General features: G+C 56.2%; 22 protein-coding genes and 1 tRNA gene. 11 read left to right on the plus strand and 12 right to left on the minus strand.

What is annotated here, in order from left to right:
• Window positions 1–24: 24 nt before the first annotated feature.
• From proB to ACR0DY_RS01840, 8 genes are all read right to left on the minus strand, one after another.
• Entirely contained in the window at window positions 25–1,131 is a 1,107-nt protein-coding gene (gene proB / locus ACR0DY_RS01805; RefSeq protein ID WP_209503945.1) for a glutamate 5-kinase, read from the minus strand.
• Window positions 1,119–2,153, minus strand: a complete 1,035-nt coding sequence (gene obgE, locus ACR0DY_RS01810) for a GTPase ObgE (RefSeq protein ID WP_209596239.1) — start codon at window positions 2,151–2,153, stop codon at window positions 1,119–1,121. The genes proB and obgE overlap by 13 nt, the downstream gene beginning before the upstream one ends.
• Window positions 2,154–2,190: 37 nt before the next feature.
• Complete coding sequence (locus ACR0DY_RS01815) at window positions 2,191–2,727, minus strand: GNAT family N-acetyltransferase (protein ID WP_480472732.1); 537 nt, start codon at window positions 2,725–2,727, stop codon at window positions 2,191–2,193.
• Entirely contained in the window at window positions 2,724–3,332 is a 609-nt protein-coding gene (locus ACR0DY_RS01820) for a LysE family translocator (protein ID WP_480545579.1), read from the minus strand. Before ACR0DY_RS01820 ends, ACR0DY_RS01815 begins: the two co-directional genes overlap by 4 nt.
• A 96-nt stretch (window positions 3,333–3,428) precedes the next feature.
• On the minus strand, window positions 3,429–3,698 hold the full coding sequence (gene rpmA, locus ACR0DY_RS01825; protein ID WP_050602452.1) for a 50S ribosomal protein L27: 270 nt from the start codon (window positions 3,696–3,698) through the stop codon (window positions 3,429–3,431).
• A gap of 11 nt (window positions 3,699–3,709) precedes the next feature.
• Window positions 3,710–4,321 (minus strand): 50S ribosomal protein L21, encoded by a 612-nt coding sequence (locus tag ACR0DY_RS01830; protein ID WP_267364761.1) that lies wholly within the window; start codon window positions 4,319–4,321, stop codon window positions 3,710–3,712.
• 219 nt (window positions 4,322–4,540) lie between these two features.
• Window positions 4,541–5,344, minus strand: a complete 804-nt coding sequence (locus ACR0DY_RS01835) for a DUF2059 domain-containing protein (protein WP_480897718.1) — start codon at window positions 5,342–5,344, stop codon at window positions 4,541–4,543.
• Entirely contained in the window at window positions 5,344–6,186 is an 843-nt protein-coding gene (locus ACR0DY_RS01840; RefSeq protein ID WP_480897720.1) for a DUF2059 domain-containing protein, read from the minus strand. Before ACR0DY_RS01840 ends, ACR0DY_RS01835 begins: the two co-directional genes overlap by 1 nt.
• Before the next feature lie 123 nt (window positions 6,187–6,309).
• Between ACR0DY_RS01840 and ACR0DY_RS01845 the strand changes: the two genes are divergently transcribed.
• From ACR0DY_RS01845 to ACR0DY_RS01885, 9 genes are all read left to right on the plus strand, one after another.
• Window positions 6,310–6,399 (plus strand) — tRNA-Ser (locus ACR0DY_RS01845).
• A gap of 248 nt (window positions 6,400–6,647) precedes the next feature.
• Window positions 6,648–7,202: a hypothetical protein gene (locus ACR0DY_RS01850; protein ID WP_480545581.1), complete on the plus strand. Its 555-nt coding sequence runs from the start codon at window positions 6,648–6,650 to the stop codon at window positions 7,200–7,202.
• A 208-nt stretch (window positions 7,203–7,410) separates the two neighbouring features.
• Complete coding sequence (locus ACR0DY_RS01855; protein ID WP_480897722.1) at window positions 7,411–8,439, plus strand: alcohol dehydrogenase catalytic domain-containing protein; 1,029 nt, start codon at window positions 7,411–7,413, stop codon at window positions 8,437–8,439.
• Window positions 8,440–8,514: 75 nt separating this feature from the next.
• The gene (locus ACR0DY_RS01860) at window positions 8,515–9,390 is read left to right on the plus strand and encodes a branched-chain amino acid ABC transporter permease (protein ID WP_480545582.1); all 876 of its coding nucleotides are present in this window, start codon (window positions 8,515–8,517) and stop codon (window positions 9,388–9,390) included.
• Window positions 9,391–9,393: 3 nt separating this feature from the next.
• A complete protein-coding gene (locus tag ACR0DY_RS01865; RefSeq protein ID WP_480897725.1) occupies window positions 9,394–10,491 on the plus strand; it encodes a branched-chain amino acid ABC transporter permease in 1,098 nt (365 codons plus the stop codon).
• A complete protein-coding gene (locus tag ACR0DY_RS01870) occupies window positions 10,488–11,252 on the plus strand; it encodes an ABC transporter ATP-binding protein (RefSeq protein ID WP_480480983.1) in 765 nt (254 codons plus the stop codon). The genes ACR0DY_RS01865 and ACR0DY_RS01870 overlap by 4 nt, the downstream gene beginning before the upstream one ends.
• Window positions 11,249–12,022, plus strand: a complete 774-nt coding sequence (locus tag ACR0DY_RS01875; RefSeq protein ID WP_480485672.1) for an ABC transporter ATP-binding protein — start codon at window positions 11,249–11,251, stop codon at window positions 12,020–12,022. Before ACR0DY_RS01870 ends, ACR0DY_RS01875 begins: the two co-directional genes overlap by 4 nt.
• 5 nt (window positions 12,023–12,027) lie before the next feature.
• Entirely contained in the window at window positions 12,028–13,914 is a 1,887-nt protein-coding gene (locus ACR0DY_RS01880; protein WP_480545584.1) for an AMP-dependent synthetase/ligase, read from the plus strand.
• Window positions 13,915–13,939: 25 nt separating this feature from the next.
• On the plus strand, window positions 13,940–15,100 hold the full coding sequence (locus ACR0DY_RS01885) for an ABC transporter substrate-binding protein (RefSeq protein ID WP_480472708.1): 1,161 nt from the start codon (window positions 13,940–13,942) through the stop codon (window positions 15,098–15,100).
• A gap of 68 nt (window positions 15,101–15,168) precedes the next feature.
• Here the strand turns inward: ACR0DY_RS01885 and rpsI are convergent, their stop codons facing one another.
• From rpsI to ACR0DY_RS01900, 3 genes are all read right to left on the minus strand, one after another.
• On the minus strand, window positions 15,169–15,654 hold the full coding sequence (gene rpsI / locus ACR0DY_RS01890; RefSeq protein WP_209503959.1) for a 30S ribosomal protein S9: 486 nt from the start codon (window positions 15,652–15,654) through the stop codon (window positions 15,169–15,171).
• 6 nt (window positions 15,655–15,660) lie between these two features.
• A complete protein-coding gene (rplM, locus tag ACR0DY_RS01895; RefSeq protein WP_480472706.1) occupies window positions 15,661–16,119 on the minus strand; it encodes a 50S ribosomal protein L13 in 459 nt (152 codons plus the stop codon).
• Window positions 16,120–16,280: 161 nt separating this feature from the next.
• Complete coding sequence (locus ACR0DY_RS01900) at window positions 16,281–17,684, minus strand: aminotransferase-like domain-containing protein (RefSeq protein ID WP_480897728.1); 1,404 nt, start codon at window positions 17,682–17,684, stop codon at window positions 16,281–16,283.
• 99 nt (window positions 17,685–17,783) lie between these two features.
• Between ACR0DY_RS01900 and ACR0DY_RS01905 the strand changes: the two genes are divergently transcribed.
• Entirely contained in the window at window positions 17,784–18,011 is a 228-nt protein-coding gene (locus ACR0DY_RS01905) for a DUF1127 domain-containing protein (protein ID WP_480472702.1), read from the plus strand.
• 60 nt (window positions 18,012–18,071) lie between these two features.
• Here the strand turns inward: ACR0DY_RS01905 and ACR0DY_RS01910 are convergent, their stop codons facing one another.
• Window positions 18,072–18,515 (minus strand): PaaI family thioesterase, encoded by a 444-nt coding sequence (locus ACR0DY_RS01910; RefSeq protein ID WP_480558422.1) that lies wholly within the window; start codon window positions 18,513–18,515, stop codon window positions 18,072–18,074.
• Window positions 18,516–18,573: 58 nt separating this feature from the next.
• Between ACR0DY_RS01910 and ACR0DY_RS01915 the strand changes: the two genes are divergently transcribed.
• Window positions 18,574–19,359, plus strand: a complete 786-nt coding sequence (locus tag ACR0DY_RS01915) for an enoyl-CoA hydratase (RefSeq protein ID WP_480897730.1) — start codon at window positions 18,574–18,576, stop codon at window positions 19,357–19,359.
• Window positions 19,360–19,551 lie beyond the last annotated feature (192 nt).

The following is a 19,551-nucleotide window of genomic DNA, read 5'->3' on the forward strand; positions in this document are numbered from 1 at the left end:
CCTTTCAGATCATCTTATTGAAGGTTAAAGGGCCAGGTCGTCCCGGTGGATCAGGGCTGCGCGACCGGGATAGCCCAGCGTCGCTTCAATCTCAGAAGACTTACGCCCCTTGATCGCATCGGCTTCCTGCGCCGTATACCGGCTGATCCCCTGAGCCAGACGGCGGGATTCCAGATCAAGGACGGCGACAGGATCGCCACGACCGAAATCTCCGGTCACTTCCACAATCCCGGCAGGGAGCAGGCTTTTGCCATTGGCCAGTGCCTTGGCCGCCCCCTCGTCCACGGTAATTTCACCCCGAGGTTTCATCGCCGAAATCCAGCGTTTGCGGGCTGCATGTGGATCCAATGTCGCGGTAAACCATGTGGAATTGGCACCGTTTTCGAGCGTTTTCAGAGGGTTCAGAACCGACCCTTCGGTAATCGCCATGGCGCAACCGCCCGCGGTTGCCATCTTGGCCGCCAATAGTTTTGTCTTCATCCCGCCTTTCGACAGGCCCGAGCCCGCATCACCGGCCATGGCTTCAATCTCGGGTGTGATCCTGTCGATTGTCTCGAAGCGCTTCGCCGAAGTGTCTTCCTTAGGATTGCCCGAATAGAAGCCATCCACATCCGACAGCAGAATCAGTTGGTCGGCCCCTACTGTCACGGCGATTTGCGCGGCCAGACGGTCATTGTCGCCATACCGGATTTCGTCCGTTGCAACCGTGTCGTTTTCATTGACGATCGGAACGACGCCCAACCCAAGCAGAGTTTCCAAGGTTGCGCGTGAGTTCAGATACCTGCGGCGATCTTCGCTGTCTTCAAGCGTCACCAGAACCTGCGCCGTGGTGATCCCATGGGGTGCCAACGCTTCTTCATAAGCGCGTGCAAGCCGGATTTGCCCAACCGCAGCAGCTGCCTGTGACTGTTCCAAGGGCAGTGCCGCCATCGGCAGGCCCAGAACGCCGCGACCCAGTGCAATCGAACCGGACGAAACAAGGATTACATCTTTCCCCTGCCCCTTGAGCCAGGAAACATCCTGCGCCAACGACAGCAGCCAGTCAGACCGCAGCAGGCCGGTGTCGCGATCAACCAGCAAAGCCGACCCGATTTTTACCACCAAACGGCGTGCCGAGGTCAGGGTTGCCAAGGCTGTGCCTCCTCAGCGGGTTTCTGACGCACACGGTTGTCGTCAATCTGGCTGCGCAGCGCCCGCAGAACTTCGGTTACACCCAGATGTGCCACACCGGACATGGTCATGACGGGGCCGCCCACGGCCTCCTCAAGCTCAGCGACGGCAAGGGCACGTTCTTCGTCATCCAGCGCGTCGATCTTGTTCAGAACAGTGATCCGGGGCTTCTCAGCCAGTTCACCGCCATAGGCTTCCAGCTCGTGAATGATCGTGCGGTAATCATCGGCGACCGTCGCAGAGGTGCCGTCGACCAGATGCAACAACACGGCACAGCGTTCCACGTGACCCAGAAAACGGTCACCAATGCCACGGCCTTCATGAGCGCCTTCGATCAGGCCCGGGATATCGGCCACAACAAATTCGACGTTGTCCACGCCGACAACGCCAAGATTGGGGTGCAGCGTGGTAAACGGATAGTCGGCAATCTTGGGCCGCGCATTCGACGTGGCCGCCAGAAAGGTCGACTTGCCTGCATTCGGCATACCCAAAAGACCCACATCGGCGATCAGCTTGAGCCGCAGCCAGATTGTGCGGTCAATCCCCGCCTGCCCCGAATTGGCGCGGCGCGGGGCCTGATTGGTGGCGGACTTGAAATGCAGGTTGCCAAAGCCGCCATTGCCGCCCTTGGCCAGCAGAACGCGTTGCCCGACTTCGGTCAGGTCGCAGATGACGGTTTCTTCGTCTTCGTCCAGGATTTCAGTGCCAACCGGAACACGCAGAACGATATCGTCCCCATCCTTGCCGGTGCGTTGCTGCCCCCGGCCCGGTTGCCCGTTTTTGGCGAAGAAGTGTTGCTGATAGCGGAAGTCAATCAGGGTGTTCAGCCCATCCACAACTTCGGCCCAGACAGACCCGCCTTTGCCGCCGTCCCCGCCATCGGGGCCGCCGTATTCGATAAACTTTTCGCGTCTGAAGCTGACGCAGCCGCTACCGCCGGCCCCGGACCGGATGTAGACCTTTGCGAGATCGAGAAATTTCATGTGTGTCCCCTACTGCAAAGGCCCCATCGGCCACAAGTCAGAGTTTTTTACTGTATGTCCAGGTGGGCACATTCGCATCGCGCGCCACCGAATAGCTTTCCGCATCGCCCAGATACTGGAACCCGCAATGGGTCAGAACCCGGGCCGAGGCCGGATTATCCTGAAACACACTGGCAAACATCGTCGCGTTTTCCAGCGGGTTGGCGTTAACAAGCGCTTCCACAGCCATCGAGGCAATGCCCGTGTTCCAATAGATCGGCGCGACCCAATAGCCAACTTCGGATTGATTCCGGTCCAGCCGTTTCAGCGAAATCACACCGATCAGTTCCGGACCACCGTCCTTGGTAGCATCCATTACCCAGACGTCCTCGTCCCGGTTGTCAGCCATCGAACGGGTTACAAAGGCTTCGATCGAACCGGGGGCCAGTGGATGTGCAATACTGGTGGTCATCCGCGCCACGCGCTCATCACCTGCGTAATGCTCGATAAGGCCCATATCCGACCGGCGCAGGGGGCGCAGGTCGAACCGCTCGGTTTCAATGACCGGCTGATTTATTATTGTCTCAAGCTTCATTGGTGTGTTCCTCCTCCGAACAACACGAATAGTACGGACGCGACCGTAAGACCCGCCAACGTCCACATCAGATATTTTTCCGCCGGGCGACCTTCAACCGCATGCGCGATTCTATCCCCCGCAAAAGTCCAGATCGGGTGCAAAAAAATCTGGCAGATCAACAAACTAAGAGCGATCGTGAGCGTTGCGTCAAAGCTGGACGTCCCCGCCGCGACAAAGCCGGTAAAACCCGCAACAATCATGGCCCAGGCTTTTGGGTTCAGCGGATGCACGATCAACCCCGCCCAGAATCCCGGAACATCACCGACCGCATTTTCGCGCGACAATCGCAAATTCGCGATCTTCCACGCCAGCCAGCAAATATATGCAGCCGAAGCATATTTCAGCGCCGCAAAGGCCGTCGGAACCTGTTCCGCCAGTTGCAGCAGGCCAAAGCCCACGGGCCAGATAATCAGCTGCTTGCCAAGCACGACACCGGCCACAAAAGGCAATGCGGCGCGAAACCCATAGCGCGCACCCGTTCCCAGCAGGACCATGTTGGCCGGCCCTGGCGTGCCAACCTGAGAGGCGGCAAATATCAGGAAACTGGTGGTTGCGACTGTCATTGGTTCTTTCGATCACGACTGCGTTAAAACGAGAAAGGGGACCGGCACTTTGTGCCGGTCCCCCATGAATTTTTCTTAAACCTTCTGGGTCTCGGCTTACTCTGCGGCCTCCGCCACTGGCAGGACCGAAATAAAGGTGCGGTTTTTAAGTCCCTTGTGGAACTTCACGGCGCCATCGACAGTTGCAAAGATGGTGTGATCTTTGCCAATGCCTACGCCTTCACCCGGCCAGAACTTGGTGCCGCGCTGACGCACGATGATGTTGCCTGCGATAGCGGCCTGGCCACCATACAGTTTTACGCCAAGGCGACGACCAGCTGAGTCGCGACCGTTACGGGAGGAACCGCCAGCTTTTTTATGTGCCATTCTCTCTCTCCTTAGCCTTTAGCCAATTCTTTGGCTTGCTCAACCCATTCGGGTTTCACTTTGACCGTTTCGATAGCAGCAATCTGCTCATCCGACAAGGCGGCCAGAGCGGCAAAGCTCTCGATACCGGCCTCAACCAGCTTCTTGGCGGCGGCAGGGCCGACACCGTTCAGTTGGGTCAGATCGTCAGCAGCGACAGCAGCGGGTGCTTCAGCCTTGGCTTCGGCTTTCTTGGCAGGCTTTGCAGCGGGTGCCGCCTCGCCAGCCGGAGCGGAACCGGTTGCAGCTTTGATGCCGGATTTGTCGGCGCCCGACGCCAGAATGTCGGTGATTTTGACCAGTGTCAGTTTCTGACGGTGGCCAACGGTACGCTTCGAGCTGTGCTTACGACGGCGTTTGACGAACTTGATGACCTTGTCACCTTTGATCTGTTCGATCACTTCGGCCTGAACGCCTGCGCCTGCAACGAAAGGTGCGCCAACAACCGGAGCGTCACCGCCCAGCATCAGAACATCGTTGAATTGAACTTTTTCACCTGCGTCGGCAGCCAGTTTTTCAACGCGGAGGATATCGCCCGCCTGAACCTTGTACTGCTTGCCGCCAGTCTTGAGGACCGCAAACATGCGTCTTTCCTTTTCTAACCCGCGTTCTGTGGTCCCCGGTTGGGTGTTTTGGCCCCAATAAACTTGAAAGCCACCTCGAACAGCGCGCCCTTTTCGGGCTGTGTGAATGGCCCCTGACAACGTCATGAGGGCCAAATAATAACGATACCCGGCGCGGAAAACCGGCCGGGATGCGCGCTTATCCATAGATTACAGGTAAAAGTCAACACCAAAGCGGCGTCAAAGATCGGACGCCCTCAGCGCCTGTGCAACCGCCTGCCCCAGGCGATAGGAAATATCATTGAACATGCGATCAAAGCCGTCAAACACGGCGTCATTCAGGGCCTGTCCCGTCTCGGTTCTGGAAAACGCGATATTTTCGCGCATCTGCGCCTCGTCCAACGGGCGGTAGGCCATAAGAAGAAACGAGAAAAGCCACTCCTCAGTGTCCTCGGCCCGGCTATCTTTCTGCAACAAAAGCTCGGCCAGAAGTTCCTGATCATCGGTCCGGGCATCAACATCAAGTCCCTGAAAGAAGCTGTAGTCAGACGTCAATGCCCCCTGAACATTCTTTTCGATCAGGTCATTTGCCTCGATATATTCCTTGACCAAAGCAAACTGAGCGGTGCTGCGTTCTGCGGATTTGTAGGCTTCTCGGGCCATGTCTTCGATTGCCTGTTCTGACATGGCGCGCCGGGCCGAGTTTTCCAGTGTTACTATGGTCTGGCCAAGATCGCTTTCAAAAAACAAGATGGCCTGATCAAGCTGAACATCGGACATACCTTCTTTGAAGGCGTCCGTCAGATTTTCCCGCATCCAAAGGGGATCGTAGATACGATTGACCTGTGACTCGAAAAAAGCGCCACCCTTGTTATCCAAAAAAGTATCGTCAAGAGTCTCGCGATGGCCCTGCCCCTCGTGAACAAGGATTTCCATCACCTGTGTCAGACGCATGGCTTGTGCCAGTCGATCGACTTTTCCATCAGCATACAGCGGCAGTGCCCAACTCACGGTGACAACAAATGCCAGAATAGCGCGCTGCATCAAATGTCCTGTGCCGGGTGCAATTCGGCCATCCGCGCGGCCAGAACCTCGAACCTCATGGCCATGATCTCATATTGGATGGCGTTCAATAGCTCGTAGACTTCCTGCATCAGCGGCTGTTCCAGCGCGTCAACATACGTATCCACATCGGCGTCGGAAAAATCCTGATAGGTGTAAGCAGCGCCCGCCAGATTGGACAGTTGCAGTGACTGACGCATTGCCGGTTCATTTTGCTTCATCAATTCACGCAGTTCATCCCCGTCCAGCTGTAACTCGATGACTCCCGATGCGCTGGCCGCCAGCAGGAAGCGCACCTGAATTTCCTGCAAGGCACGCAACGCCGTACCTGTGGAATCGATCGCCGTGTTCATGCGTTTAAAACTTTCGACCCGTTTCGACCCGTTCTTGATCAGATCAGAAATGATCCTTTGGCCTGCCAATTGCTTGACGTCATCGTCTTCTTGCATGTGTGAGGCATTTTCGGCCACGACCAGACGTTGACCAAGGTCAGACGCGTAAAACTCGACAGCGTGTGCCAGGGCCTCGTCACTTAGGGTCTGTTCCAGAATGGAAACTGCGGTGTCGTGCATTGCACCGACTTCAAAAACCTCGTCCGTCAAACGGGTCCAGTCCGAGCCGAAACCCTCTGGGTCAACACCCAACATCTGCGGCGCGGACCGTGAGCTCAGGGCGATGCTTTCAAGAGCTACGTCAAAACCGGTCGTCGTCAAAAAAGCCTCAATCCGATCCCGGTTCGCCGCAGAAAGCTCCAGAGGAACCAGAACAAGCGCCAGAAACGGGGCGAGAAACCAAAAGGCGATGCGGTGTGCAAACTGTGTCATACCTTTCAGAGTAGGTGTTTTGCGCTGGCAGGCAACGGAAAATCCCGGCAATCACGATTTCCGGAATTTTCTGCTTGCGCCCCCGTTCGTTCCTGACTAAATCCCCCCCTCACAGACCCCCGCGGAGAGGTGCCGGAGTGGTCGAACGGGGCGGTCTCGAAAACCGTTGTGGGTGCAAGCCCACCCAGGGTTCGAATCCCTGTCTCTCCGCCACATTCCCAATATCGAAGGCTGTCAGAAAACGTCTTCCGGTCTGATCTGTGTTCTCAACAAATTGCAAGTGATCCGCTGTCAGAAACTGTAGTGGCCTGGGTCACCCGGCGTGTTCTTGCCGTGAAATCTGGTGCAATCAGCGTAGCACGGCCCAAACCTGTATTCTGCTGAGAATTCACAGGAATTCCCCTTTGTATCTCCGCTACATTTAACGCATCCCGGCGACACATTTTCCAAAGGAGACACACATGTCGCGTATTCTTATCCTGATCATCATCGCCGCTGTCGGTGTTGGTGGTTACTACTATCTCAACCAGTCCGAACAAACTCCGGCTGAACAAGTGCAATCCGCAGCGCAGGAGGCGGGCGATGCAGTGGCTGATGCCGCGTCAACCGCTCAGGAAGCTGCGTCTGATGCGCTGGAAGGTGCAACAGAACAGGCCAGCGAGGCAGCTTCATCCTTGACCGAACAGGCGCAGGAAGCCGCATCGTCGGTTGCCGACCAAGCCAGTGAGGCAGCTTCGTCTGTTGCGGAACAAGCATCCGAGGCAGCACAGCAAGCCGGTGATCAGGTGGCGGCGCTGGCGGGTCAGGGACAGGAATTGCTGAGCTCCTGGATTCAGGAAGGCAAGCTGGACCCCACCAATTTCGACTATGAAGGCATCATGAGCTCAATTCAGGACAGCACATTGGCCACGGATCTGAAAGAACAGGCGATCAAGATTGTAAATGACATTAAAGAGTCGCCTGAAACCATCGCCTTGAAGATTCAGGAACTGACCGCGCTGTTGACGCAGCAATAATAAAGAAGGGGCCGGTTGCCAGTTCCCGGCCCCTACCCCGCACGCCAATTTTCCAGTCGTGCCCTTACGTTATCGTTTCTCTGAATTGACCCAGTGTGCGGCTTTTGATTGGCTGCCCCGACAACACATCCTCACCCCGAGGTCGCCCGTTGGCAATCTCCTGTTTACGGGGTGTGCGCATTGAACAAGCCATCTTGAGGACGATCCCATGACTGACCTGCCCCAAACAATGAAAGCTGCCATCCTGAAACACGGCGGGTACTCGGCCACTTCGACCGGACCAGTCATCGAGGATGCGGCTGATTGGCTTGAACCCGCGGAACTGCCCGTTCCCAATCCCGGCCCCGGTCAGGTTTTGATCCGCCTGCGCGCGTCGTCGGTCAATCCGTCCGACCTCCACTTCATCAAGGGTGAATACGGCCAGCCGCGCGTCAAAGGTGCCGCGGCCGGCTTCGAAGGCTGTGGCGACGTCGTTGCAACCGGAAAAGGTGCCGAGGCGCTGAAGGGACAGCGCGTCGCTTTCGTGGCCGCAGGTTCCGGCGCCTGGGCGGAATACATCGTGACGCAGATGCAAATGTGTATTCCCTTGCGTCCGGATATTTCAGATGATGACGGCGCCGCGCAAATCGTCAACCCTCTCACCGCGATGGCGATGGTGGACATGGCAAGGGAAGACGGCGATGCATTTGTGATATCCGCTGCGTCCAGCCAATTGGGAAAACTGATGTGCAGCCTCGGGCGTGATCTGGGGTTGAAACCCATCGCGCTGGTGCGCCGGGCCGAGACAGTCGACACGCTGAAAAGTCTTGGAGCTGCCGAAGTGCTTGTGACGTCCGATCCTGAAATCGTCGAGAAGTTTGCCGCGATAAGCGCCACGCTGAAGCCGCGGGTCTTCCTTGATGCGGTGACGGATCAACTGTCCGAGAAACTGTTCTGCGCCATGCCCAACCGGGCGCGCTGGGTCAGCTACGGCAAACTTTCGACCGAAGCGCCAACGCTTTCCCAGACCGGCCAGCTGATTTTCATGGGCAAACGGATCGAAGGTTTCTGGCTGACGCAATGGATGATGTCGACACCGCCCGCTGACCAGATGCGGGTTGTGGCCGAAGTTCAGGCCCGCTTTGCCAATGGTCGCTGGAAAACGGATGTTTCCGAACACCTTACACTCGAAAATCTTGTGTCGAATCTTGCCGAAGCGCTGAAAAAGAGTGACGGAAAGGTGATTATCGCCCCATAGTAGAACTCACCTGCGTTGCCGGAGGATACACGCGGGCGGAAGAAGACGCTGGAAAACCGGTGGAGGGAGGACAGTGTGGATAATGCGCAGCTGCTGATTAGCGGGCTGGCGAACGGGTGTGTCTACGGCCTGATCGCGCTTGGCTTTGTACTGATCTACAAGGCAACCGAAGCGGTGAACTTTGCGCAGGGCGATTTCATGATGCTGGGCGCATTTGTGACCATCGGCCTGACAAATACCGAATATATGGGGTTGCCGTTCTGGCTCGCTCTGCCTGTTTCATTGGGAATAATGGGCGCGCTCGGTTTTCTTCTTGATCGCCTGATCATTCGCCGCTTGTTCGGTGAAAGCCAGACCGCCGTTGTCATACTGACCATTGCTTTGGGCTTTGTGATCCGTTTCATTGCCGGTCTGATCTGGGGGCACGAGCCGCAAACGCTGCAAAACCCGCTTGCGGGCAAAGAAGTGCGCATGGGCGGTCTTGTACTGGGGATGGAGGATGTCGCGATAATCGTTGTTACGGTGCTGCTGACATGGGCACTCTATGTTTTCTTCAGCCGCACCAAGCTGGGTCTGGCGATGCAGGGCGCCTCGCAAAACCAGCTGGCAGCTTATTACATGGGCATTCCCGTCAGGCGTGTTCAGGGATGGGTCTGGGCTTTGGCCGGAGGCGTTGCAGGAATTGCCGGAATTCTCTTTGCTGCAAAAGGGGCTGTGGATCCGACAACAGGATTGCTGGGCATCAAGGCGTTTGCCGCCGCCGTTATCGGCGGGTTCGGCAGTTTGCCGGGTGCATTGGCCGGAGGGCTGATTGTCGGCATTATCGAACCCTTCGCCAGCCGGTACATTGCGGCAGGTTACAGCCAGGTCGCACCATACGCTTTGCTGCTTGCCGTCCTGATCTTCCGGCCAAACGGGCTGTTCAGTCAGGTCCGGGTCAAGAAGGTCTGAGCCATGCGGATCGTTTTCAAAACCGACTACATACAGGATATCCGCCCCTGGAAAGACGGGTTCCAGCTGTGCCTTTATCTGCTTCTATTGTTTGTCGTCGCGGCCGCGCCTTTCGCACTGGACGATTTCTATCTGGGTGAACTGACAAACGTTCTGATCTGGGCCATCGCCGGTCTGGGTCTGATGATACTGACCGGACATACAGGGCAAGTCAGCCTGGGCCATGCGGCCTTTCTGGCCTTTGGCTGTTACGCCAACGTGGCCCTGATTGAGGCAGGCGTTCCTTTTCTAGTCGCGTTTCCGCTGGCCGGAATTCTGACCGGGATCGCGGGTGTGACCGTCGCAGTCCCTGCGCTGCGGCTTCACGGTATCTACCTGGCGATCTTTACCATGGCGCTGTCCATCCTGATGGATGACATCATCGTTCTGTCCGAGCCGATCACTGGTGGTGTCGCTGGTAAATATATCGGCGGGGTCGAGATCTTTGGCCTTACGGTTGACCGCTGGGGGACGCCTGATCTTTTTTACTGGCTGGTTCTGTTCGTCACCGTTCTGGTCACGTTGGGATATATAAACCTGCTGCGGGCCCCATTGGGTCGCAGCTTCATCGCCGTGCGCGACTCCGAGGTTTCGGCGCAGGCGATGGGTATAGATATCGCGCGAACAAAGATGATTTCATTCGCCCTGTCCTGTGCGGTTACAGGTTGGGCCGGCGCGTTGATGGGTCTGTTTGCTGGTGCGTTTAACAATGAAACCTTCAGCGTCCTGATCTCGATCCAATTGCTGATGATGATTGTTATTGGCGGGCTGGGCTCGATCCATGGCTCGTTTCTGGGTGCAATCGTCATCGGGTTCTTGCCGCAGTTTCTATCGATTTCAAAGGAATATGTCGGCGCGATTATCGGTGGAAACACCGTTGCCATTCCGGGGCTGGAGTTCGGCATCTTTGGCATGATCCTGATCGGCTTCATCCTTTTCGAACCCATGGGCATCTATGGCCGCTGGCTAAAAATCCGCACCTGGTTCGAACTGTTTCCTTTCTATCGCAAGGACATGTTCAAACGGCAGAAATCCTATCTCAAGACGGAGCGTCTGAGATGAGCTTGCTGGAATTTGAAAACGTTACCCTGAAATTTGGTGGTCTGACGGCCGTGGACAATTTGTCCTTCGAGGTTCAGAAGGGCGAAGTTTTTGCCATAGTCGGGCCGAATGGCGCGGGCAAATCGACGGTCTTCAACCTGATCTCGCGCTTTTACGAACCGTTTTCAGGGTCGATTAGGTTTGATGGTCACGATCTGCTTCAGGTCAAACCGTCTGGCGTGGCGGCCTTTGGTGTGGCGAGAACCTTCCAGAACATCGAGCTCTTCGAACACGCAACTGTCCTGCAAAACCTTTTGGTCGGACGACACAGGCATCGGACTACGAACCTGATTTCGGAACTTTTGTTCACCCCTGCAGTTCGACGGCAAGAGCTGGAGAACCGGGAAAAAGTTGAAAAAATCATCGATTTCCTCGACTTGCAGGCCTATCGCGACAAGATGATTTCAGGGCTGCCTTACGGCGTGCGCAAAGTGGTCGAAGTGGCACGTGCCCTGGCGACCGATCCCAAGTTACTGTTGCTGGATGAACCGGCGTCGGGGCTGTCGGTGGAAGAGACGACCGATATGCGTTGGTGGATCGACGATATCCGGAGGCAAATGGGAATTACCGTGCTGATGGTCGAACACGATATGGGATTGGTATCAGGCGTGTCCGACCGGGTCCTGGCCATGGCAGATGGGGCAAAGCTGGCCCTCGGGCCACCGGCAGACGTGCAATCGCACCCGGCCGTGATCGAGGCTTATCTGGGAAAAGCCTCATGAACACTCCGATCTTGCAAGTTCGCAATATCGAAAGTTTCTACGGTCCGATCATGGCCATTCGGGGCGTTTCACTGGATGTACACGAAGGAAAAATCGTGTCGATCCTTGGCGCAAACGGCGCGGGCAAAACCACATTGATGAAAACCATCTCTGGTGTGATGGACCCGGAAAAGGGAACAATCACCTTTGACGGCGGTGACATCCAGGGCTGGGAGCCGCACAAGGTTGTCCAGCGCGGGGTGGTCCACATCCCGGAAGGGCGCGAAGTGTTTCCTCTGTTAACGGTTGATGAAAACCTAAGCCTCGGCGCCTACACCCGCAAAGACAAAGACCAGATCGAACAGGATCGTGAGCTGGTTTTTCGTTATTTTCCGGTTCTGAAAAGCCGTCGGTCGCAAGAGGCCGGAACCCTTTCGGGTGGGCAGCAACAGATGCTGGCGATAGGGCGCGGATTGATGGCCCGGCCTCGTATCATGTTGCTGGATGAGCCGTCTTTGGGCCTGTCCCCTCTGCTGGTGCAAGAGATCTTTGGCATTCTCAAACGTCTGAACGAAGAACAGAATATGACGATGTTGCTGGTTGAACAGAATGCCAACGCGGCGCTGGAACTGGCGCATCACGGCTATGTCATGGAGGTGGGTCGCATTGTCATGGACGGGGCCGCGGACGCGCTTTTGCGATCCGAGGATATTCAAAGCTTCTATCTTGGAAAACAAGAAGAAGGCGCGCGCGAAAGCCGCCGCTGGAAGCGGAAAAAGACGTGGAGGTAAGACGGATGGACGCCACGCCCCTACCCCCACAGGTCGTGATAAACGGCGTTCAGTTCAACGCAACGGCAGGTCAGCGCCCGGTGCGTGTTGATGGCTGCATCACAATTGCTGAGTTGTTCCAAAGCCGATGTGCCGAACTGGGCAGCCGAACGGCGCATCGCGAAAAAGACCTGGGTATCTGGAAGTCCTATTCCTGGGCCGATTACTGGCAGCATGCCAAATGGATCGGGCTGGCCTTGCGCAAGCTGGGACTGGAGCGTGGCGATGTGGTCTCAATCCTGTCCGAAGATCGCAAGGAATGGGCCTGGCTCGACATGGGTATTCAGGGCGTTGGCGGTATCGCTTCCGGCGTCTACACCACGGATTCCGCCAGTCAGTTGCAGTATCTGATCAACGACAGCGGCAGCCGGTTTCTGATTGTCGAGGACGAAGAACATCTGGACAAGTTTCTGGGAATTGAGGCCGAGGTTCCCGATCTGATCAAGGTGATCATCCTCGAGGACGAAGGGCTGCATGACCTGAACCATCCGCGCTGCATGATGATCGACGAGCTGTTCGCCTTGGGCCAAGAGGCGGAACTGGCCGAGCCCGGGCGCTTCGAAGCGGAAATCGCATTGGCCAAACCGCAGGACATTGCCTTGCTGGTCTATACGTCGGGTACAACCGGTCAGCCGAAAGGCGCAATGCTTAGCAATGAAAACATCCTGGCCGCCATCGAATCCGCTGCACGGGTGCTGCCAGCGCTGCCCAGCGATGAACAGCTGTGTTTCCTGCCTCTGTGTCACATTCTGGAACGTAATGTCTCGGTCTATTTCCCCTTGGCGGCCCGCTGCACTGTCAATTTTGCCGAAAGCCCTGAAACTATTTTCGCAAACCTTCAGGAGGTTTCGCCCTCAACCTTCACAGCGGTGCCAAGGGTTTGGGAAAAGATCTACTCACACGTCCAGATCCTGACACAGGAAGCCACGCCTTTGGGGCGGCTGGCATTCGGCCTGGCATTAAAAACTGGTGCGCGCCGTGCCGGATATCTGAGCGCAGGCCAACCAGTTCCATCCGGCGTCGCCACCAGATTCTGGTTCTGGGATCAGCTGGTTTTGAAAAACCTGCGCCGAATGTTGGGTCTGGACAAACTGCGACGAGGCGGAACAGGCGCCGCGCCAATCTCGACCGATCTGCTAAAATGGTACTGGTCCATCGGCGTGCCGTTGGTGGAAGGGTTCGGGATGACCGAAACTTCGGGCCTCGCCACGCTCAACACCACAGACAGCAATAAGATCGGAACCATAGGCAAAGTTGTCGAAGGGTGCGACATTCGCATCTCGGACGATGGCGAAATCCAACTAAAGGGCCTGAACATATTTCAGGGATACTGGCGCAACAACGCGAAGACAGCAGAAACCTTCACCGCCGATGGCTGGCTGCGTACCGGGGATATGGGGTCAATAGATAAGGATGGCTATGTCACCATCACGGGCCGCCTGAAGGATATCATCATCACCGCAGGTGGTAAGAACATCACCCCAGCCGAGATCGAAAGCCGCCTTAAGTTCAGTCATTATGTCGCGGACGCAATCATCATCGGGGACAGGCGCAAATTTCTGACGGCACTGATCATGATTGATCAGGAAAATGTCGAAAAATACGCGCAGGGCCATAAAATCCCCTTCTCGAATTTTGCCTCGCTATGCGCGGCACCGGAAATCAGGCAGTTGATCAGTTCGGAAATTGCCGCTGTTAATGCAGAATTTGCGCGGGTCGAACAGATCAAGGATTTCCGTCTGATCGACGTCCTGCTGACCGCTGAAGACGACGAACTGACTGCGACGATGAAGCTGAAACGCGGACTGGTTGAAAAGAAACACGGGCATCTGATCGAAGACATGTACACTTGACCAAAAGATTAACGGGAGGAAAGAGATGAAGAAATTACGCAACAGTCTGGCGGCTGCATCACTGCTGACAGCATCGGCAACACTTGGTTGGGCGCAAACACAGGGCGTGACCGATGATGAGATTGTCATTGGTTCTGTCAACGACCTGAGCGGGATATTCGCCGCAGTGGGTGTTCCGGCAACCAAAGGTGCAAATGTCGTCTTTGATCGGGTGAATGCAGCCGGTGGCGTGCACGGGCGAAAAATTCGTTACGTGGTCGAAGACAACGGCTATCAGATGCCACGTGCGATGCAGGGCTATAACAAACTGCTCAATCGCGACAAGGTATTTGCCATGCTGCAATCGCTTGGCACGCCGATGAACATGGCAGGGTTCAAGCTGTTGGATCCCAAAGGCATTCCCAACGTAGCGCCTCTTACAGCTGCGCGTCAGATGTTGCAGGAACCCATGCGGAACAAGTTCACCTCCTTCTCGACCTATTTCGATCAGGCGCGTGTCGGTGTGAACTATCTGGCTGGCGAGTTTGGCTCAAAGACGGTCTGCACCATGTACCTGCCGACAGATTTTGGTGAGGAAATTCTAGAAGGCAGCAAGGCCGGAGCCGAAGAAGCCGGGCTCACTTTTGGATCAGAAACCACCCATAAACCGGATGAGACGGATTTCGTTGGATCGCTGAGCAAGCTCAAGGAAGAGGGTTGTGATATCGTCACCATGGCGCTTGGGGTGCGGCAGGCGATCACTGTCGTGGGCACCGCTAAGAAAATGGGTCTGACCGATATGAAATTTCTCGGCACCTCGGCCAGTTTCCTGACGGTCGTGGCGCAGGTGCCCGGTGGCGTGACCGATGGATTCTACGCGGCAGCTTCGTGGCAGGATCTTTGGGCGCGTGCGGATCAACCTGCCCCGGCCGCATTTATCGAGGAATACAAGGCAGCCACAGGCGAAGATCCGGTCGGATTTGCCATGCTGGGTTATTCGGCGGCTGAAATGATGGTTAAGGCGTTGGAGGCCGCAGGCCCTGATCTGACGCAGGACAGTTTCATCGCAGCGATGGAAACGCTGGATTATCAGGACGATCTGGTTGGCAACCACATAACCTATGGTCCTGAAGACCATCAGGGCGCGGATACTGTGTTCGTCAACGTTGTTGAAAACGGTGCGTGGAAACTCGTTTACGAAGAATGAATCCCTGACCCGCGCAAAGCAAAAGGGCTCGCAAGTGCGAGCCCTTTCTTTTGGGTATTCCCGGCGAATTAACGCTTCGAGAACTGGAACGAACGGCGGGCTTTGCGCTTACCGAATTTCTTACGTTCCACAACGCGGCTGTCGCGGGTCAGGAAGCCAGCGGCTTTCAGTGCGCCACGCAGGTTCGGATCATAGAGTTGCAGCGCTTTCGAGATGCCGTGCTTAACCGCACCGGCCTGACCGGTCAGGCCACCGCCTTTGACGGTTGCAACAACGTCGAATTCACCTTCTACGCCGGCAACCTGGAACGGCTGGCGCAGGATCAGCTGCAGAACGGGGCGTGCAAAATAGACGTCCTGATCTTTGCCGTTCACGGTGACCTTGCCGGAACCCGGCTTGATCCAGACGCGGGCAACAGCGTCTTTACGCTTGCCGGTGGCATAGGAGCGGCCCAGCTCGTCACGTACGGGTTCACGCACGATGACTTCTTCGGCCACGGTTTCAACGCCTGCGACGGCGCTCAGCTCTTCGAGAGTATTGATCTGATCAACCATCGGTCATTAGCTCCGGGTGTTTTTCTTGTTCATGGACTTGACGTCCAGAACTTCGGGGGCCTGGGCCTCGTGCGGGTGCTCGGCACCGGCATAGATACGCAGGTTGGTCATCTGCTGGCGCGACAGGCGGTTGCCTGGCAGCATACGCTTGACGGCCTGGAAGACAACACGCTCGGGGTGTGCGCCATCCAGGATCTGCTGTTTGGTGCGCGATTTGATGCCGCCCGGGTGGCCAGTGTGCCAGTAGAAGTTTTCTTCGCGCTTCTTGCCGGTCATCTGGATTTTGTCAGCGTTGATCACAATGACATTGTCGCCCATATCCATGTTCGGAGTAAACGACGCTTTGTGCTTGCCACGCAGGCGCATGGCGACGATCGAAGCAAGACGGCCCAGAACAACGCCTTCGGCGTCGATCAGGATCCACTTCTTGTCGATGTCTGCAGGTGTTGCAGAAAAGGTTTTCATGGCAGGATAGTCCTGTTTGATGTGAAAGACCGCCCCAGCGGAGCGGCCCGAATTCGATGGACGGGTTTTATGAGGTGCCTGCACGCAGGTCAAGCGGCATTAGTCTTATTTATGCACGTAAAACCAAATACTTAGAAAATAGGTATTATATTACCCCATATTCAAACGCTGATTTGTTCAGGCGGATTGTCCAATAGAACACGCAGGCGCTGCATCGCGTCCTCGAACCGTTCCAGTGACACATGACCATTCATGGCAATACGTACCGCGTTCGGCGCGCGCCCATCGCGCAGCGCGAACTCGTCGGCGGATCGGAGTTGTATCCCTTCCCGCTCGGCCGCGCGACTGAATGCAGCCGACCGCCAGCCAGACGGAAGGCTCAGCCAGACAAAGGGAACGTCCGGGGCCCAGTTCAGATCAAACCCACCCAGGGTATTGACAGCAACGCGTAGATAATCCCCCATCCGCGTACGCACATCCTTGGCGATCTGACGCGTACGCGGATCGGACAGCAGAAGGCGGGTCAATTCCGCCAGGGGCTGGGCCAATCCGAAATATCCGTATTCAGCGGACCGGCGCAGATCCACACTTTTTTCTCTGGGAGCGATAGCAAAACCCACACGCAATGCCGGTGTCAGAATCTTCGAGATTGATGACACATGCCATCCCCGTTCAGGCGCCAGTGCCCGAAAGCTGGGCTCTCGGGCGTCGCCCATGCGATAGCAATCATCTTCAATGATCTGCAAATCAAAGCGACGGGCAATCTCAACGATCTCTTTCCTCCGCTCCAACGGTGTGTGTGCGCCCGTTGGGTTTTGAACTTCTGGAGACACGCAGACGGCCTGCGCTGTGGTGTGGCGCAGAACATGTTCTAACGCTGCCGGATCGACACCCCATCTGTCCATCTTCACACCGACCACTTCCGCGCGCATCAGTTCGCCTGCGCGACGGAACCCGGCATAAGACAGGTCCTCGACCAGTACGACAGGTTTGGGCCCGCGCAGGATCGTCTGAAACACAACGCAAAGCCCGTTCTGGCCGCCATGTGTCAACACAATATCATCATGGGTCAGTGCGCCCAGCGGAAGGTCTGACAACCAGTCCACAACTGCCTGTCGCACGGGTTGGTACGCATCGCGCGTCGGGTAATTCAGAAACAAACCCGGATCGGCTTGCGACACTTTTTTCAGACATTCACGGATCAGGGACACCTGCCCCATATCCGCCAACCTTGGGCTGAACAGGCTTACATTGGCATTGTACTTGTCGTCGCGAAGATGCAGTTGCCGCGCCCAAACGTCGTCAAGAATGGGCGATTTCGGCGGCGCAACAAATGTACCACGTCCGACTTCGGCTTGTAACAACCCCTCATCTGTCAGGATTGTATAGGCGCGCGCGACTGTACCTGGTGTTATTTGCAGTCGATACGCCAGTTCACGCACCGGAGGGAGTTTGACACCGACTTCCAAAGATTTGTTATCTATGGCTTTTCGAATTGTGTCGGCAACCAGAGTGTATTTCGGTCCTTTAGCTTTTGACAGCGCCTCTGGCCAAATTGTATCCATTACAATTCTTCCTTTGCTTTTGACACAATTTCGAATGTATCAGTCATGTGTACCAAGTACAGCTAATTTGTGTCAATACAATTTGAAAGGAATTCCGAGATGACACGCACAATGCACACCCCCGCCCTTCTGCTGCTGACCGACAGCCCCCGGCTGCCTCTGGCCGCTGCACTGGCCGTGCGGTTTGCGGCAGCGGTCACTCAATGGGAGCGTCGTCGCCGCAGCCGCGTCAATCTTAGTTATCTGGATGACCGCTTGCTGAAAGACGTCGGTCTGACCCGTCATGATGCGCGCCGCGAAGTAAAGCGCCATTTTTGGCAGATTTAACTGATCCCCAGTCCCATTATTGGGACCTCTTCCTGGGCCGGGGCTTGTCCCCGGTCTTTTTTATCCGAATTTCGCGGCTGCAGACCCTGCAGGTGGCAGGGAATAGGTCATCGTCGCTCTGGCAACTGGGTCTTCTGCGCCATCGGAATACATAAGCACGTCACCGACGGCCAAAGTCCGGCCCAGTTTCAGCAGGCGACATTTGGCGATCATGTCCGTGTTGCCTTCTGGTTTGCGCAAAAAATCCAGGGAACTGTTCGTCGTGACCGCCAGGGATTGACGCCCTTTTCGCGCCAGAACCATTGCGTATACACAAACATCCGCCAGCCCAAACATGGATGGCCCCGAAACCGTGCCCCCCGGCCGCAAATGCTGATCCTGCACAACAAGGCGCATGGTGATTGTATCTTCGGTCAGGTCCTCGACGACAAAGTCTTTGTGCACCTGCGGGAAAACCTGCTTAAGGTATTGTGACAGTTCGTCCCGGTTCATTGCCAACGCCATGCTTTCCCTCCTGCTCATACCGACCTAGAGTTGGCCCAACATGGGATCGGAGGGCAAGATGGCAATTCTGGAACGTAACGACACCGGCGCTGTTGCGCGGCTTACAATGAACGCCCCAGAGAGGCTGAACGCGCTGAGTGACGAGATGCTGTCGGCGCTTCAGGCTGAACTGGACACGTTGCGTGAAGACACATCGATCCGGGCAGTGATCCTGGCGGGTCAGGGCAAGGCATTTTGCGCTGGCCACGATCTGAAACAGATGACGGCTGGACGCCAGTCCGAAGATGGCGGCAAAGCTTATTTCAATGACCTGTTTTCGCGCTGCGCGAAGGTGATGATGTCAATCCAGTCCCTACCCCAGCCCGTCATCGCACAGGTCCACGGCATTGCAACCGCCGCCGGGTGTCAGTTGGTGGCAACCTGTGACATGGCCGTCGCCGCCGCAGACACGCGGTTTGGAGTGAACGGGGTTAATATCGGCTTATTCTGCTCCACCCCAATGGTGGCCCTCAGCCGCAATATCCCCAGAAAGCAGGCATTTGAGATGCTGACAACAGGAGACTTCATATCAGCTGAACGTGCTGCCGATTTGGGTTTGGTCAACCGCGTTGTCCCCGAGACGCGGCTTGAACACGAAGCCAATGCGCTTGCAGAACAGGTTGCCTCCAAGCTGGGAGTCGCTGTCAAAATCGGTAAAGAGGCGTTTTATCAACAGCTTCTGATGCCGCTGGATCAGGCCTATGCCTATACCGGCGACGTAATGGCGCAAAACATGCTGTACCGGGATACAGAAGAAGGCATTTCAGCTTTTATCGAAAAACGTCCCCCAAATTGGTCCCAATAATGCAATTGTTTTGCACATTTTTCGCCACTGTTTTGAATTTTGCACTTTTCAAAAGGGCGACACTGTGGCAAAGCTGGGTCGAGGCCAAGGCCTCAGGACACTTTTGGGTCGCCGTGGGCGGAAGGTCCCTCCAGCTGGTCTCTCTCACCAGCGCTGACAATCCCGCAGCGGCGACCCCAAGACCCCTTTCAT

It is taken from the genome of Ruegeria sp. O6, from assembly GCF_056535045.1.